Origin of the sequence: Microbacterium sp. NPDC028030 (genome assembly GCF_040637855.1) — a bacterium.
Lineage (GTDB): Bacteria > Actinomycetota > Actinomycetes > Actinomycetales > Microbacteriaceae > Microbacterium.
On sequence record NZ_JBEZXF010000002.1, the window covers coordinates 901932 to 917424 of the forward strand.

The 15493-nt window shown below is 69.3% G+C and carries 13 protein-coding genes; 8 read left to right on the forward strand and 5 right to left on the reverse strand.

Annotated elements, in window-relative coordinates:
• The first annotated feature begins 19 nt into the window (after positions 1 to 19).
• The 5 genes from AB0E56_RS13365 (at position 20) to AB0E56_RS13385 (ending at position 6852) form a co-directional block, all read left to right on the forward strand.
• On the forward strand, positions 20 to 1156 hold the full coding sequence (locus AB0E56_RS13365; RefSeq protein WP_359799622.1) for an AI-2E family transporter: 1137 nt from the start codon (positions 20 to 22) through the stop codon (positions 1154 to 1156).
• A gap of 102 nt (positions 1157 to 1258) precedes the next feature.
• Positions 1259 to 2935: a SulP family inorganic anion transporter gene (locus AB0E56_RS13370; RefSeq protein WP_359799623.1), complete on the forward strand. Its 1677-nt coding sequence runs from the start codon at positions 1259 to 1261 to the stop codon at positions 2933 to 2935.
• Positions 2935 to 3606 carry a GAP family protein gene (locus AB0E56_RS13375; protein ID WP_359799625.1) on the forward strand — a complete coding sequence of 224 codons (672 nt, stop codon included), beginning with the start codon at positions 2935 to 2937 and terminating at the stop codon, positions 3604 to 3606. The genes AB0E56_RS13370 and AB0E56_RS13375 overlap by 1 nt, the downstream gene beginning before the upstream one ends.
• A gap of 35 nt (positions 3607 to 3641) precedes the next feature.
• Positions 3642 to 4358, forward strand: a complete 717-nt coding sequence (locus tag AB0E56_RS13380; RefSeq protein WP_359799626.1) for a GAP family protein — start codon at positions 3642 to 3644, stop codon at positions 4356 to 4358.
• A 151-nt stretch (positions 4359 to 4509) separates the two neighbouring features.
• The gene (locus AB0E56_RS13385; RefSeq protein ID WP_359799627.1) at positions 4510 to 6852 is read left to right on the forward strand and encodes an arylsulfatase; all 2343 of its coding nucleotides are present in this window, start codon (positions 4510 to 4512) and stop codon (positions 6850 to 6852) included.
• 25 nt (positions 6853 to 6877) lie between these two features.
• On the opposite strand, the gene AB0E56_RS13390 is transcribed toward AB0E56_RS13385, so the two are convergent.
• Genes AB0E56_RS13390 through AB0E56_RS13400 form a run of 3 tightly spaced genes read right to left on the reverse strand, consistent with a single transcriptional unit; the run spans position 6878 to position 11799 of the window.
• Positions 6878 to 8965, reverse strand: coding sequence for a LuxR C-terminal-related transcriptional regulator (locus AB0E56_RS13390; protein WP_359799629.1), 2088 nt, complete (start codon positions 8963 to 8965; stop codon positions 6878 to 6880).
• A gap of 60 nt (positions 8966 to 9025) precedes the next feature.
• Positions 9026 to 10072, reverse strand: coding sequence for an FUSC family protein (locus AB0E56_RS13395; RefSeq protein ID WP_359799631.1), 1047 nt, complete (start codon positions 10070 to 10072; stop codon positions 9026 to 9028).
• 56 nt (positions 10073 to 10128) lie between these two features.
• A complete protein-coding gene (locus AB0E56_RS13400) occupies positions 10129 to 11799 on the reverse strand; it encodes a SulP family inorganic anion transporter (RefSeq protein WP_359799633.1) in 1671 nt (556 codons plus the stop codon).
• Positions 11800 to 11947: 148 nt separating this feature from the next.
• On the opposite strand from AB0E56_RS13400, the gene AB0E56_RS13405 reads away from it, so the two are divergent.
• Genes AB0E56_RS13405 through AB0E56_RS13415 form a run of 3 tightly spaced genes read left to right on the forward strand, consistent with a single transcriptional unit; the run spans position 11948 to position 13876 of the window.
• The gene (locus AB0E56_RS13405; protein WP_359799634.1) at positions 11948 to 12415 is read left to right on the forward strand and encodes a MarR family transcriptional regulator; all 468 of its coding nucleotides are present in this window, start codon (positions 11948 to 11950) and stop codon (positions 12413 to 12415) included.
• Positions 12416 to 12441: 26 nt separating this feature from the next.
• Positions 12442 to 13419, forward strand: a complete 978-nt coding sequence (locus AB0E56_RS13410; protein WP_359799637.1) for a zinc-binding dehydrogenase — start codon at positions 12442 to 12444, stop codon at positions 13417 to 13419.
• 55 nt (positions 13420 to 13474) lie between these two features.
• Positions 13475 to 13876 carry a RidA family protein gene (locus AB0E56_RS13415; protein WP_359799639.1) on the forward strand — a complete coding sequence of 134 codons (402 nt, stop codon included), beginning with the start codon at positions 13475 to 13477 and terminating at the stop codon, positions 13874 to 13876.
• A gap of 42 nt (positions 13877 to 13918) precedes the next feature.
• On the opposite strand, the gene AB0E56_RS13420 is transcribed toward AB0E56_RS13415, so the two are convergent.
• Both AB0E56_RS13420 and AB0E56_RS13425 read right to left on the reverse strand, forming a co-directional pair.
• Entirely contained in the window at positions 13919 to 14995 is a 1077-nt protein-coding gene (locus tag AB0E56_RS13420; protein WP_359799640.1) for a DNA polymerase IV, read from the reverse strand.
• Between the two features lie 54 nt (positions 14996 to 15049).
• Complete coding sequence (locus AB0E56_RS13425; protein WP_183152422.1) at positions 15050 to 15442, reverse strand: DUF1304 domain-containing protein; 393 nt, start codon at positions 15440 to 15442, stop codon at positions 15050 to 15052.
• Between the last annotated feature and the right edge of the window lie 51 nt (positions 15443 to 15493).

Below are 15493 nucleotides of genomic sequence, written 5' to 3' on the forward strand. Positions count from 1 at the left end.
CGACGGCTACGCTGGCCGCGTGACCACCTCGCCGGCACCCCAGGGTGCGCCAGACCGCATGCTCTCCCCCAGCCTGCGCGTGCTCCTCGTGCTCGCGGCCTCCGTCGTGACGCTGGCCGGCGTGTACTTCGCGCGCGACCTGGTCGGACCGGTCGCGCTCGCGATCGTCATCGTGGTGATCTGCGAGCCCCTGCGCCGTCCCCTCGATCGCCGCGGCTGGCCGACGTGGGCGAGCACGACGAGCGTCATCGTGGTCGCCTATCTGATCCTCTTGGCCATGGGAGCGCTGCTCTGGCTCGCCGGCACGCAGTTCGCCCGCCTGATCGGCGATCTCGTCTCCGAGGGCGGCCTCGCGGACACCGCCGACCAGGTCGTCGCCTGGCTGCAGTCGCTCGGCCTCGATGAGGAGGCTTCGGATGCCGCGGCCTCCGTGCTCGACCCCACGACCCTGTTGGGCATCGTGCGAAGCGTCGGCGGCACGGTTCTCAGCGTCGCCACCGCGCTGTTCTTCGTCTGCGCATACATCATCTTCATGGCGGTGGACGCCGCGCGGTATCGTCAGGCGCCGGCCCTGTTCGGGGCCACGAAGGGCGTCGTGATCGCCCGCATCACGCATCTGAACGCGGGCATCCGCCGTTACTACATCGTGAACGCCACGTTCGGCGCGATCGTCGCGATCATCGACGGCCTCGCCCTGTGGTGGATGGGCGTGCCGGCTCCCGTGGTCTGGGCGATCCTCGCGTTCGTCACGAACTTCATCCCCAACATCGGCTTCGTCCTCGGACTCGTCCCCCCGGCGATCCTCGCCTTCGTGGTGGGAGGCTGGCCCCTCATGCTCGGCGTCGTCGCCGTGTACTGCGTCGTGAACGTGGTGCTGCAGGTGCTCGTGCAGCCGAAGTTCGTCAGCGACGCCGTCGACCTCAGCCTGACCCTGAGCTTCTTCTCCGTCATCTTCTGGACGTTCATCATCGGACCGCTCGGTGCGATCCTCTCCATCCCCCTCACTCTTCTCGTGCGCGCGCTCGTCCTGGAAGGCGATGCCGACCAGACCTGGGTGCGCTGGCTCTCGGGAGACCGCAGCGCCGTGCCTCCGCCCCCTGCGCCGACGCCCGCGCCCGCAGCTCGCGGTCGTCGACGGCGCCGCGCCGGCGCGTAAATCACCAGGGGGAGGTTCGGGACCAGACGTGGTCGCCGCGTCCGCTCCGGTGGGATCGTTGACCCGAGCGCGCTCGCCTGAGCGCCGGCGAAGGGAGGCGCTGTGCAACGACCACTCGCGGGTCTGACCCGGCGGAACCTCGTCACCGAGCTGACGGCGGGCGTCACTCTGCTCGCGATCGCGATCCCGCTGAACATCGGATATGCGCAGATCGCCGGCCTGCCGCCCACCGCCGGTCTCTACGCGCTGATCGTCCCCACCATCGTCTACGCCCTCGTCGTCTCGTCCCGGCAGTTGGTCGCCTCACCCGACGCCGCCGCAGCCGCGCTGGTCGCCTCCTCGATCGGCGGCCTCGCCGCCGCCGGCAGCGCGGACTACGCCACGCTCGCCCTCGCGCAGGCGATCATCTGCGGCGGCATGTTCGTGCTGCTCGCCGTGTTCAAGCTCGGCTTCCTGGCGAACTTCCTGTCGAAGCCGATCCTCGTCGGGTTCGTCGGAGGGCTGGCGCTCGACATCATGGTCAGCCAGGTGGCGAAGATGCTCGGCGTCACGATCGACTCCGGCAAGGAGTTCACCGGCAAGGTGGCCGACCTCGTCGGGGGGATCACGACGCTGAACGGGTGGGCCGTCCTGATCTCGGTCTGCTCCGTCGCGGTGCTGCTGCTCGGACGCGCGTTCCTGCGGTCCGTGCCCTGGGCGCTGATCGTCCTGATCGCGACGACGCTCGTCGTGGTCCTCACCGGTCTCGACCAGCGCGGCGTCGATGTCCTCGGCGAGGTCCCTGCCGGTCCTCCGGTGCTCACCTGGCCGATGATCGACTGGTCCCTCTGGCTGGCACTGGTGCCCTCTGCCATCGCCCTGACCCTCGTCACGACGGCCGAGGGTCTGCTGGTCTCGCGGTCGTACTCCGAGAAGCACGGGTACCCCTTCCACGCCAACCGCGACCTCTTCGCGTTCGGTGTCTCGAACATCGCCGCCGGCGCCCAGGGCAGCTTCGCGGTCGGCTCCTCGACCTCGCGCACCGCGGCCATGGATCAGGCGGGCTCGCGAACGCAGTTCCCCGCCCTGATCCTCGCCGCAGGCACCCTCCTGCTGCTCCTGTTCGGCACGGCGCTGCTGGCCGACATCCCCTCTCCCGCGATCGGGGCGATCGTCGGGGTCGCGATCATCCCGCTGCTCGGCATCCGCGACTTCGTGGATCTGTGGCGCAAGGATCGTTTCGAGTTCCTCATCGGGGCGACCTGTTTCCTCGTGACGCTGTTCATCGGGTCGATCCCCGGGATCCTGGTCGCGTTCGTGCTCGCACTCATCAACCTCGCCAAGCGGGCGTCGAACCCCGCCATCGACGTCCTCGAGTCCAGCGGCGACCCCGGCGAATCGCTGCTCGAAGACGCTCCCGCCGGAACCGTGACCGCGCCAGGCGTGATCGTCATCCGCCTCGCCGCGCCGCTGTTCTTCGCCAACGGCGCCGTGTTCTCGAGTGCCGTCAAGGAGGCCATCCGGTCGGCCGGAGAAGACGAGGTCCATCATCTCGTCATCGACATGGAAGCGGTGACCGACGTGGATGTGACCGGCGCTGAGTCCTTCGTCTCCCTCAAGGAGTGGCTCGCGAACCATGCGGTGTCGCTGTCCTTCAGCCGGGTCAGGCCGAACACGCTCCAGCGCCTCACGGCCCTCGGGCTGCTCTCGTCCGAGACGGTCTATGCCACCAACCGCGAAGCGATCGCACGCCTCGCCCCGTCGACGACGGAGCGGACGCCACAGGAGAAAGGCCGCTGATGGGCGCCGTCATAGGAGAGATCCTCCCGCTCGCGCTCGGGGTCGCGATCAGTCCGATCCCCGTCATAGCCGCGATCCTCATGCTGCTCTCGCCGAAAGCGCGCGTGACCAGCGTCGGCTTCCTGCTCGGCTGGGTCATCGGGATCGTAGCCGCCGTGACGGTCTTCACGCTGCTGTCGTCCGTGCTGCCGGAAGAGGATCCCGATGCCTCCCGGCCGATCCGGGGCGTGGTGCAGCTCGTGCTCGGCCTACTCCTGTTCCTCCTCGCGTTCGGGCAGTGGCGCAAGCGGCCGAAGGCGGGCGAGGACGCCGCGTTGCCGAAGTGGATGAGGGCGATCGACACCGTCACCTTCCCGGTGGCCCTCGGCCTGGGTTTCCTGCTCTCCGCCGTCAACCCAAAGAACCTCATCATGGCCGCCGGTGCGGGCACGGACATCGGCAGCGGAGCGCTCTCGGCCGGTTCGACGATCGTGGTCGTCGTCGTCTACACGCTCATCGCCGCGTCGACCGTTCTCGTGCCTGTGCTCGGATACCTGGTGGCGTCCAACCGCCTGCGCGGCCCGCTGGATGCCCTTCGCGGGTGGTTGGCGCAGGAGAACGCCGTGATCATGGCCGTCCTCCTGCTGGTCATCGGGGTCTCGATGATCGGCAAGGGCATCGGCAGCTTCTAGGCCGCAAGCGCTTCGAGCAGACGGAGGATCCGGCGATGGGCGAACTGATCCTCGACCTCGTCCCGGTCGCTCTCGGCGTCGTCCTCAGTCCCCTCGCGATCATGGCGCTCGTCGCGGTGCTGCTCTCCGGCCGCGCGCGCACGAACGGGATCGCCTACCTCCTAGGCTGGCTCCTCGGGCTGGGCGGCCTCCTGGCGTTCTTCCTGTGGCTGTTCCCGCAGCTCGCCATCCGCGAGCGGAACGAGCCGCCGCTGTGGGTTCCGGTCGTGCGCCTGCTCATCGGCGCGTTCCTGGTCTGCGCGGCGGTGTGGGTGTATCGCAAGGGCCGTGCTCACGTGGAGCGGATGGCGGCGGCCTCCTCGCCCCGCGACGTCGTGGCGGCATCTCCGCAACTGCCCGGCTGGCTGCATTCGGTGGAGTCCTTCCGGCCCGGTCGCACGTTCCTCCTCGGGGTGGGGCTGTTCGTGCTGAACCCGGTGGATGCGTCGTGCGCGATCCTCGCGGCGCTCGACATCTCCCAGTCGGACGTCGGGGGCACCGCGGGAGCAGTGGTGGCGATCGTGTTCGTCGTCGTCGGCACCCTGCCCGTCGCCGCGCCCGTGCTCTACGTCATCGTGCGCGGCGCTGAGGCGCAGCCGGCTCTCGACCGCGTGCGCACGTGGATCGCCGGCAACTCCCACGTGCTCAACGCGGCTCTGCTCCTCGTGATCGGAGCACTTCAGCTCGAGAAGGCCATCGCCGCCCTGCTGTGAACCGATGCGGCGCGCCATGGCGATCGACGGCGAGGAACACGCAGAGATCACCCGGATGAACGCGCCCCCGCACGGGTGCCCGGAGAGGCACGTCCCAGTACCGTGAAAATCCACGGGGCGTTGCACGACCCACGATCCGAAGGAGACGATGATGGCTCGCGACTTCCAGGGCAAGATCAACCTCGACGTGCGCGACTCCGTCGCCGATTGGGACGCGTTCCTCCCCACGCGACCTCCGCAGGGGGCGCCCAACGTCCTCGTGGTCCTGTACGACGACACGGGCATGGCCGCGTGGTCTCCGTACGGGGGTCGCATCAACATGCCGACGATGGATCGCCTCGCGCAGAACGGGCTCACCTACTCCCAGTGGCACACGACGGCGCTGTGCTCGCCGACGCGGTCGACCTTCCTGACCGGACGCAATCATCACCTGAACGGTTTCGCGACGATCTCGGAGTCGTCGACGGGCTTCCCCGGGTACAACTCCCACATTCCCGAGTCGAACGCCACGATGGCGCACGTGCTGCGCGATGCCGGCTGGTCGACGTTCTGGGTGGGCAAGAACCACAACGTGCCGATCGACGAGTGGACGGCCGGCGCGTCCAAGAAGCACTGGCCGCTGGCGCAGGGATACGACCGGTTCTACGGGTTCATCGGCGGCGAGACGAACAACTGGTACCCGTCGCTCGCCGAGGACAACCACTACATCGATCAGCCGTACCTTCCCGAGCAGGGATACCACCTCTCGAGGGATCTGGCCGACCAGGCGTTGACGATGATCCGCGACGTCAAGCAGACCGAGCCGGACAAGCCGTGGTACCTGTGGTTCTGTCCCGGCGCGAACCACGCTCCGCACCACGCGCCGCAGGAGTACATCGACAGGTACAAGGGCATGTTCGACGACGGCTACGAGGCCTACCGCGAGTGGGTGCTCGCCCGCATGATCGAGAAGGGCATCCTCCCCGAGGACACCGCGCTCACGGCCCTCAACCCCATGCCGGACGGCACGTTCTCTGCGTCCGACGAGGTGCGGCCGTGGGACTCCCTGACCGACGAGGAGAAGGGGATGTTCAGCCGGATGGCCGAGGTGTATGCCGGATTCAGCGAGTACACGGACTCGCAGGTCGGACGCATCGTGGACTATCTGGAGGAGTCAGGTCAGCTCGACAACACGCTGATCATCTACTGCGCCGACAACGGGGCATCGGGTGAGGGGAGCCCGAACGGATCGGTCAACGAGGGCAAGATCTTCGGCGGTTACCCGGACGACGAGGCGGAGAACCTGCGCCTGGTCGACAAGCTCGGCTCGCCCGACACGTACAACCACTACCCGACGGGGTGGGCTGCGGCGTTCTCGACCCCGTACAAGATGTTCAAGCGCTACACCTATCAGGGCGGGGTGTGCGATCCGCTGGTCATCCACTGGCCTGCCGGCATCAAGGCCCGCGGCGAGGTGCGGCACCAGTACCACCACTCGACCGACATCGTCCCCACGATCCTCGAGGCGTGCGGGGTGGAGTTCCCCGACGTCTACAACGGCGTCGAGCAGACCCCGCTGTCCGGCGTCTCGATGGCGTACTCGTTCGATGCCGCCCCCGACGCACCCACCGCGAAGAAGACCCAGTACTACGAGATGTTCGGTCAGCGCGGCATCTGGCACGACGGATGGAAGGCGGTGACGGTGCACGGCCCCATCAGCGGCAAGGGGAACTTCGACGACGACGAGTGGGAGCTCTACCACACCGACGTCGACCGGGCGGAGTCCACGAACCTCGCGGTGGAGCAGCCGGAGAAGGTCGAGGAGCTCAAGGCGCTGTGGATGGAGGAGGCGAAGGTCAACGACGTGCTGCCCCTCAACGATCTGCAGATCATCGGGAATCCGAAGGACTTCGAGACGTTCGTCGCGATGGAGTTCCACCAGCCGGCTCCCCCATCAGGGCGGTTCGTGTACTACCCCGGCACGAGCGAGGTGCCGGAGCGGTCCGCCGCGAACACGCACGGCGTCTCGTACAAGATCGCCGCCGAGGTCGAGTTCACCTCCGACACGCAGGGAGTGATCTTCGCGCACGGGTCCCGCTTCGGCGGCCACGCACTCGTGATCAAGGACGGACAGGTCCACTACGTGTACAACTTCCTCGGCATCCCGCCGGAGGACCGGGTCTCCGCGCCGGCGCCGACCTCCGGGAAGCACATCATCGGGGTCGAGTTCACCAAGGAGAGCATGGGTGAGCATCGCGAGGGCGTGGGGCCGGTGAAGCTGTACATCGACGACCAGGTCGTCGGCGAGAAGCAGATCCGCACGGTGCTGGGTCACTTCTCGCTCTGCGGCGAGGGCCTGACGATCGGCCGGGACAGCGCGGATCCGGTGTCGTCCCTGTACGGCTACGGATTCGACTTCGCCGGCGGCGAGATCACCAAGGTCGTCTTCGACATCGCAGACGACGCCTACCTCGACCTGGAGGCCCACCTCGCGGCGGCGATGGCCCGCGACTGATGCGAAGGATCGGCGGCCGCGCGCATCACTCGATCCCGAGGGCGTGCGCGGCCGCCATGACCCCGTCGCGGTCGGAGACGCCGAGCTTGCGGTAGATGTTGCGCACGTGGGTCTTCACCGTGTTCGGAGAGATGAACTCCTGCTGGGCGATCTGACGCAGGGTCGAGTTGCGCGTCAGCGCTCGGAGCACGATCCGTTCGCGCTGGGTAAGCTCCTCGTCCACGAGCGCCCCCGCGGACGCGAGCCGATCCCTGACCGTGTCGGCGAAGTGCGTCCTCGTTCCTGACGTCGCTCGTGCTCCCAGCAGGCGCACCACCGCAGGATCGGCGTGGGCGAAGCGCCGGACGTGTTCCTCGGGCTCGGCGAGCGACAACGCCGTGGCCAGCGACTCCTGCGCTCTGACCGGATCGCCCCCGTGGACGTCGAGTGCGGCCTCGACCAACCACGCGTCCACCAGTGAGGCGGGCAGCAGGCACCGCGATGAGCCGTCGAGGACGGGGGCGAGGGTCTCGCGTGCCGACGCGTGGCGATGATCGTGCAACGCCGCGATCGCGCGGAGCACGAGGACGTCGCCGGTCGCACCGAGAGCGTGTTCGGCGTCGGCGATGAACCGGTCCCGCAGGGTGGGCTCGCCGAGCCGGTCGAAGGCGTGCACGGCGAATGTGCTCACCATCGCGTACCAGTGCAGCGGAAGCGGCATGTCGTCGCGCGGCGAGAGGTTGTCGAGGAGCGCGATCGCGGCGGCGCGCGGATCGTCGGCCCGCTCGTGCGTGAGCAGGACGACCAACCCTCGGAGCCCCCGCGCGATCGCCGGTTCGGAGCCGGAGTCGATGATCGCCGTGGCTTCGCGCAGCGTGCGGTCGGCGTCGACTGTCTGCAGCCGCTCGTAGGGAACCCAGGCGCGCCACACCCTGGTCACCTCGTAGAACGCGTCATCGGGAGTGCCGAGCTCGCACCAGCGGGCGTCCAACTGGGATGCGGAGTCGAGGACATCGCGCATCCGGCCGCGGAAGAGCGCGCTGGTGTTCAGGATCGCGGATGACTGCAGTTCCGCGGCGATCGCGCCGACCATGCGCGCCCGGTCCCCCGCGAAGCGGGCATAGCGTTCCGCGCGGTCGAGATGACCGACGTACAGCTCTCCCATGGCCGCTTGGAGGAACGCGTAGGTGTCGACCTGGGATTCGCCCGTGACCGCATCGAAAGCTGTCCCCAGCCTGTCGAGCGCGTCGACGATACCGCCCCGACGCACGGCCGTGTGCAGGTCGAGTCCCGCCTGCCACCGGCGCTGCACCGCGGAGCCGTTCCGATCGCGGGACGCTGCGAGCACCGCGGCCGCGGCCGACGCGTCACCGCGGGCGAGCTCGGCCGCGGCGACGAGCATCTGCACGGCGGGGTCGGAGCGCAACGGCGCGGGCATCGTCGCGATCGCCTCGATCACGCGCTCCGCGTGCCCGGTGAGGATCAGCTGCATGCCGCATCGACGCAGGATGACGGAGATGCATACGGGATCGGAGCTCAGCGTCGCATGACGCAGTGCGGGCAGGTGTTCCTCGTGCTTCGCGAACCACTCTGCAGCTTCTTTCTCGAGACGTTCGACGACCGTGTGCGCTCGTTCGGCGAGGCGACCGGCGAGGAACTCCCGCAGCAGCGGGTGGTAGTGGTACCAGACCGGTTCATCGCCGTGTCGGCTCATCAGCACGTGGAGGTGGGTGAGTCGCTCGACGAGCGCCGCGGCGGGGGCCCCGTCCGCGAGCACGGTGGCGAGCTCCAGAGTGAATGCGTCAGGCACCGATGTCACGACGAGGAAGTCGCGCAGTTCGTCGTCGAGGTCGGCGAAGACCTCCTCGAGGAAGTAGTCGACGACGGCGGGAGCGTCCCCACGGAGCGGGCGTTCGTCGGCGTGGTGCTCCGCGCGCGCGAGGAGCATGAGCCGGAGTCCGGCCGCCCACCCCTCAGTGCGCTGCAGGATCGCGCTGATCTCGCCCTGCGAGAGCCGATACCCGTTCGCTCGGTACAGCGAGCGCACCTCGGCGGGAGTGAATGCGAGGTCGTCGTTGTCGAGTTCGAGGGCGATTCCGGCGATGCGACGTCGCGCCACGGGGATCAAGGTCAACCGATATTCCGCAGTATGGCATCGCGCGCACAGAGCCTCAAGCATCAGGCGGAAGACGGATCAGACCGACCGCACCCCGCGTCGGCGAGCGAGGAACGACAGGAGCGAAGGCACCACCGCGCCGAAGACCAGGGCGAGGCCGACGCCGAGAAGCGTCTCCAATGCCCGCTCGAGGAACCGCGCCCCCGGTGGTGCCGAGGACGTCACCAGGATCAGCGTGAGGGCGATGAAGGTCATGAAGCCCGGGGCGACGTACCAGCGGCTCTCCTGACTCGCGCACAGGGCGCCGACCACGACACCCGCGGCGATCCCCATCACGAGGTCGTCCGGTCGGACGACCGCGAAGGCGGCAGCGGCGAAGGCGCCGACGAGAACCGACACCGCGCGACCGATGCTGCGCGCGATGAGCTGCCCGCGCACGGGCCGCATCACGAGCAGCACCGCCGCCGTGGCCCAGCCGACGTGCTCGAGTCCGAGGACGAATCCGACCGCGGCCGCGATCGCGGCCGCCGCACCGAGAAGGATCCCGTAGACGAGCATCGCGCGACCTCGGGGAACGGGTGCTGCCGCGGGCGGCGGTTCATCGCGTTCCGGCCACGCGAGCGCCACCAGCCACGCGTACACCGACCCCACGAGCATGCTGGCGGCGAGTCCGATGGAGACGGCGGACCAGGGAAAACTCAGCCCGATGCCCACCATGGGCAGCGCCAGGATCAGCACCAGCTGCGCCACGCGTCCCCGAGCCGCGGTGACGGCCGCGAGCACCGCGGACGCGAACACCGCCACGACAGCGACGGCGGGAACCGTCGCCAGCAGCGATCCGAGGAGCACGCCGGCGGCACTGAGCACGCCGACGAGAGGGATGACCGCGCGCCCACGCCGTCGCGGCGGGAGGCGGAACGCCGCCGCCGGCAGCACACCCGCGGCGAGCGCGAGCCCGGCCGTGGCGCTGAACGGAGCGACGATCATCGCGGGGAGGGCGAAGAGCAGACCGAGGCCGAACCGCGACCACTGCCAGGTCACGCCGCCGTGGTCATCCACCTCGGCCGCCCTGCCGACGCGGGCATCCGTGTGTCGAGCATGCGAGTCCCCCGTTTCCCCGATCACGACGCGGTCTCCGCTGATCGTGTTCGGGGCCAGCCTAGGCACCTCCCGGTCGGTCGTCAGCGGGCCTCATCGACTTCACCAGGGTGAACGGCGCCCTCCGATGTATCCGTCGGTGCGGCGGCAGCGGCGTCCATCCCGTCTCGCACGGAGCCGTGCACCCGGCCTGCAGACCGGAGCGAGGTGAACCACGGGGTGCGTTCGGCGACTGCGACCGCTGCCGACGGAAGCCCCGCGAGGTGCAGAGTCACCTCCTGCGCGGCGAGCTCCCTGTCGAGCTCCGCGAGCGCGTCGAGCACCGTGATCGTCATGACCTCCTGCTGCTCGAGCCCGAGCACCACGGCGCGGGTCGGCTCCTCCGCTCCCCCGACGATCTCGAGGATCCTGCGTTCGTTGGCCTGGGCGTTGGCGGTGTACAGACCGCGGTCGAGCTCGACCCCGAGCACGCCCCGCCCCTGCCCCACCACCCGCACCTTGGGCACGTTCAGCTCTCGCAGCACCAGGACGAGTGTGACCACGACGCCGACCGCAACAGCCGGGAGCAGCCCCGCCGTGAGTCCGATGATCGCGACGGAGAGCGCGATCCAGAAGTCGACCCGGCTGATGCGTGCCCAACGGACGAGCTCGGGGATGTTGATGAGCCCGGCGACCGCGACGAACACCATCGCTGCCAGGGTCGCCTCCGGCATCAGACTCAGGACCGGTCCCAGGAACAGGGCGACGAGGATCGCGAGGACGACCGTGGCGACGGTCGCGAGTTGGGATCGCGCACCCGCGCTCTGGTTGACCGCGCTCTGCGAGAACCCGCCCGCCGCGGGCATCGCGCCGAAGAAGGCGCCGACCCCGTTCGCCGCGCCGGTGGCGAACAGCTCCTGGTCGCTGTCGATCTGAGGCTCGGATGCGGTGCGGAGGCTCCGCGCGACAGCCGCGGACTCCAGGAAGGCCATGACCGCGATCGCGAGCGCGCCCGGAACCAGTGCCGTCGCCTGGGCGAAGTCGGGCACTCCGGGGAGCGGCAGCCCCCCGGGCACGGGGGCGATGAGGTTCACGCCGAGGTGGTCGATGCCGGCGAGCCACACGAGGAGGATGCCCCCGACCACGACCACGAGAGTGCCGGGCACCCGCGGCGCCACTTTCTTGAGGAGCACCAGCACCGCGATCGACCCGACCGACAGCGCGACCGTGGGCCAGTTCAGGCTGTCGAGCGCCTGGCCGACCGCGACGAGCGACCGGAAGAACCCGTGGCCGGAGAAGTCGAAGCTCTCCCCCAGGAGCTTCGGCAGCTGTCCCACCGCGACGGTCGCCCCGACGCCGATCTTGAGGCCGAGCACCGTGGCGCCGCTGATGTTCTCGACGAGCGAGCCCAGTCGACACAACCGTGCGAGGAGCAGCACCACCCCGACCAGCAGGGTCAGCGTCATCACGGAGCCCATCGCATCGTCGGCACCGGCGGCCACTCCCGCTGACACCAGGGTCGTGGCCGTGAGCGTCGCGATCGTCGACGTCGTCGAGACGCTCATCGCCCTGCTCCCGCCGAGGAACGCGTAGACGATCATGGGCAGGATGCATGTGTACAACCCGACCTGCACCGGCAGGTTCGCGATCGTCGCGTAGGCCATCGCCTGCGGGATCACCACAGCACCGGCCGACAGCCCGGCGACCAGGTCGCGCGTGATCCACCGACGCTGGTATCCCTCGAGCGTGCTGAAAAGCCACGGTGGTCGGCTCACAGTGCTCACCTGCCTTCCGGGCTGCTCGATGGCCCCGAGCGTACTGCGGCCGCACCACCAAGCACGCGATCTCTCACCCCGTGCGGGTGGTGTCCTGCCGCTCCTCCAATAAGTTGTGCACAATACACATGTGTGCAATGCTTCTCACATGGCCATGACCGACGAGATGGTGTGCTTCTCCCTCTATTCCGCCACTCGTGCCACCACGCAGGCGTACCGGGCACTCCTCGCCCCCTGGGGCCTGACGTATCCGCAATACCTGGTGCTCGCGGCACTGTGGCTCGACGGAGAGCAGACGATCGGCTCCCTCGGCGAGGTGATGCGCCTCGACTCCGGCACGCTGTCGCCCCTCGTCCGTCGCCTCGAACAGGCGGGGCTCCTCTCCCGCACGCGCAGCGCCGCAGACGAGCGGGTCGTGACCGTGCAGCTCACACCGCGCGGTCAGGAGCTGCGAGCCGAGGTCGCCCCCATCCATGCCGTCGTCGCCGAGGCCGCCGGCCTTCACGACGACGAGCATCGCCGCGCTCTCATCTCCGAGTTGCACGACATCACGCAACGACTCCAGCGCGTGAGCGCCGGCATCGCCTCGTCCGCCCGCGCCGACGACACTCCCTGAACTCGCATCGAAAGAACGGAAACCTCATGCGCGCACTCATCCATCCGACGTTCGGTGATCCCGAGCAGGTCCTCCAGCTCGAGGAGCGCCCGATACCCGCGCCGGGTGCCGGCCAGGTGCGTGTCCGGACGCTGCTCTCCCCGATCCACAACCACGACCTGTGGACGGTCCGCGGAACGTACGGCTTCACCCCGGAACTGCCCGCCGCGTCCGGCACCGAGGCGCTCGGCGTCGTCGACGCTCTCGGCGACGGAGTCGAGCACCTCGCCGTCGGTCAGCGCGTGGCGACCGGAGGCACGTTCGGCGCGTGGGCGGAGTACTTCCTCGCAGACGCCGCCGGCCTGATACCCGTTCCCGATTCCCTCCCGGACGAGAGCGCGGCCCAGCTCGTGTCGATGCCGTTCAGCACGATCACCCTGCTGCGCTTCCTCGACGTGCGGCCGGGCGAGTGGATCGTGCAGAACGCGGCGAACGGCGCCGTCGGGCGCATGCTCGCCCAGCTGGGCGCGGCACGCGGCGTCCGGGTCCTCGGCCTCGTCCGACGGACCGCGGGCGTCGACGAGCTTCGCGCACAGGGCGTCAGCGATGTCGTCGCCACGGATCACGACGACTGGCGCGAGCAGGTCGCCGCTCTCACCGGCGGAGCACCGATCATGGCGGGCGTCGACTCCGTCGGCGGCTCCTCCGCAGGAGACGTGCTCTCCCTGCTCGCGGAGGGCGGCACACTCGTCGCCTTCGGGGCCATGGACTCCCCCACGATGGAGATCGCGTCCTCCGACGTCATCTTCAAGCAGGCGACCGTGAAGGGGTTCTGGGGCAGCAAGGTCATCCCCCAGCTCGAGCCCGCCGTCCGCAGCGAACTCTTCGGCGAACTGTTCCAGCGGATCGGCGACGGCACGCTGACCCTTCCGGTCGCCGCGACCTTCGACGCAGCCGACATCCGAGCCGCCGTGCAGGCGAGCAACGCCCCAGGGCGCGTGGGCAAGGTCCTGCTGCGGTTCTGATCCCCCTCACGACATCGGGGTTACCGATGTCCGTCGACCGGAGCAGAGTGTGCACATGGAGATCACACTCACACAGCCCGAGGGGCTCGTCGTCAGCCCTGCGTTCAGTCACGTCGCCGTCGTGCCGCCGGGAGCGACCACGATCTACGTCGGCGGCCAGAACGGGGTCGACGCCAGCGGTGCCGTCGTCTCCGCGGATGCCGGAGAACAGTCGCTCCGTGCCGTGGAGAACGCGCGCATCGCGCTGGAAGCCGCCGGCGCAGGACTCGACGACGTCATCAGCTGGACCGTCCTGATCCACCAGGATGCCGACCTGCGTGCCGCATACGGCGCCGTCGGCGCGAGACTCGCACGAGACGGCGCACCGCCCCTGGTCACGGCGGCGCTCGTGGCTGGTCTGGGAGTACCGGGGGCGCTCATCGAGGTGAGTGCCGTGGCCGCGGTGATCCGCGGGTGAGCCGAGCCGGTCGAGCTCACCGCCGCGGGCCGCCCCGATCGCTCAGATCCTCCCGCGCACGGGTGTCCGCTCGACGTCAGCCGCTGCGTCCGGCATCGTCATCTCCGCGCGCACGCCCAGCAGACGCACCTCCCGCTCGGCGTCGAGAGCGCTGGCGAGCGCGAGTGCCGCGGCCACGAACTCGTCCCGGTCGACGGTGGGGGCCGGCAGCTTCCGGCCCGACGTCTTGGTCTCGAAGGGCGCGTAGCGGACTTTGAGGTGCGCGCGGACGACGGTCCGGCCCTCCGTGGCGCAGTCGTCGAAAGCCTGGCCGGCGAGCTCCCGGACCGCGGACTCGACCTGCTCCGGTGTGGTGAGGTTCTCCTGGTATGTCATCTCACGGCTGTGGCTGCGCGCGACCCAGGGCGTGTCGTCGACGACGCGCGGCCCCAGGCCGGATCCGAGCCCGTGATACCAGACGCCCATGCGCGGTCCGAACTCCGCGATGAGGGTCTGCTCGTCCGCATCGGCGAGGTCGCGAACCGTGGCGATCCCATGCGCGGCCAGACGCTTCTGCACCTTCGAGCCGATGCCCCACAGGTCGCGGGTCGGCTTGGTACCCATCACCTCGAACCAGTTCTCCGCTGTGAGCCGGAAGATCCCGCCCGGCTTGCCGAACTCTGTCGCGATCTTGGCGCGCACCTTGTTGTCGCCGATGCCGACCGAGCAGTGCAGTTCCGTCGCATCGAGGACAGCGGCCTGCGCGGCGCGCGCGACCCCTTCCGGATCGTCGGTGGAGACGCCGAGGAAGCACTCGTCCCAACCGAGGATCTCGACCACGACATCGGGCAGGGCACGCAGCGCTGCCATCACCTCTCCGGAGGCGATCCCGTACGCCTCATGGTCCACGGGAAGGAACACCGCATCCTCCGGGGCCTTCCTGGCGGCGATCTTGAGCGGCATGCCTGACCCGATGCCGAATGCCCGCGCCTCGTAGGATGCGGTCGACACGACGGCGCGCTCGGTGGGGTCGCCACGGCCCCCGACGATCACAGGTCGCCCGTCGAGCTCCGGCCTTCGGAGCACCTCGACGGCGGCGATGAACTGATCCATGTCCACGTGCAGCACCCAGTCGGCCATGCATCGAGTGTGACGGGTGCCGGCGCGGCTGTCACCCCGTGGTCGGGACGGTCCTCAGCCGGCGGCGACCCCGATGGCCGTCACGACGACCGCGAGCAGCGGGAGCGTCCCCTGCATGGCGGCCGCACGGACCTTCGTCCGATCCGAGAGCACCAGCACGAGCGCAGCGGCGAGCATCATGGCGGTGCCGGCGAACACCAGGGTCAGCCCGACCGTCTGCGCGCCGACGATGACGAGGCCGATGCCGAGCAGGGTCGTCAGCGCCAGGAAGAGGTTGTAGAAGCCCTGGTTGAAGGCGAGCTGCTTCATCGTGACGGCGTCCGCCTCGCTGGCCACGCCGAAGATCTTCCTCGTCTCCGGCTCGGTCCACCGCAGCGACTCGAGCGCGAAGATGAAGACGTGGAACGCAGCGGCGGCTGCGGCGAGGACGAGTCCGACGATGAGCATGGCCTGATTCTCTCGTCCCCACGACCGCTCGGCAACCTGAGCTCGCAGACC

What these genes read in the sequence shown, in the direction of transcription:
- AB0E56_RS13415 (WP_359799639.1), top strand. Translation starts at nt 13,475, where the DNA reads ATGGAGATCACACTCACACAGCCCGAGGGGCTCGTCGTCAGCCCTGCG.
- AB0E56_RS13380 (WP_359799626.1), top strand. Translation starts at nt 3,642, where the DNA reads ATGGGCGAACTGATCCTCGACCTCGTCCCGGTCGCTCTCGGCGTCGTC.
- AB0E56_RS13405 (WP_359799634.1), top strand. Translation starts at nt 11,948, where the DNA reads ATGGCCATGACCGACGAGATGGTGTGCTTCTCCCTCTATTCCGCCACT.
- AB0E56_RS13375 (WP_359799625.1), top strand. Translation starts at nt 2,935, where the DNA reads ATGGGCGCCGTCATAGGAGAGATCCTCCCGCTCGCGCTCGGGGTCGCG.
- AB0E56_RS13425 (WP_183152422.1), bottom strand. Translation starts at nt 15,442, where the DNA reads ATGCTCATCGTCGGACTCGTCCTCGCCGCAGCCGCCGCTGCGTTCCAC.
- AB0E56_RS13410 (WP_359799637.1), top strand. Translation starts at nt 12,442, where the DNA reads ATGCGCGCACTCATCCATCCGACGTTCGGTGATCCCGAGCAGGTCCTC.
- AB0E56_RS13385 (WP_359799627.1), top strand. Translation starts at nt 4,510, where the DNA reads ATGGCTCGCGACTTCCAGGGCAAGATCAACCTCGACGTGCGCGACTCC.
- AB0E56_RS13420 (WP_359799640.1), bottom strand. Translation starts at nt 14,995, where the DNA reads ATGGCCGACTGGGTGCTGCACGTGGACATGGATCAGTTCATCGCCGCC.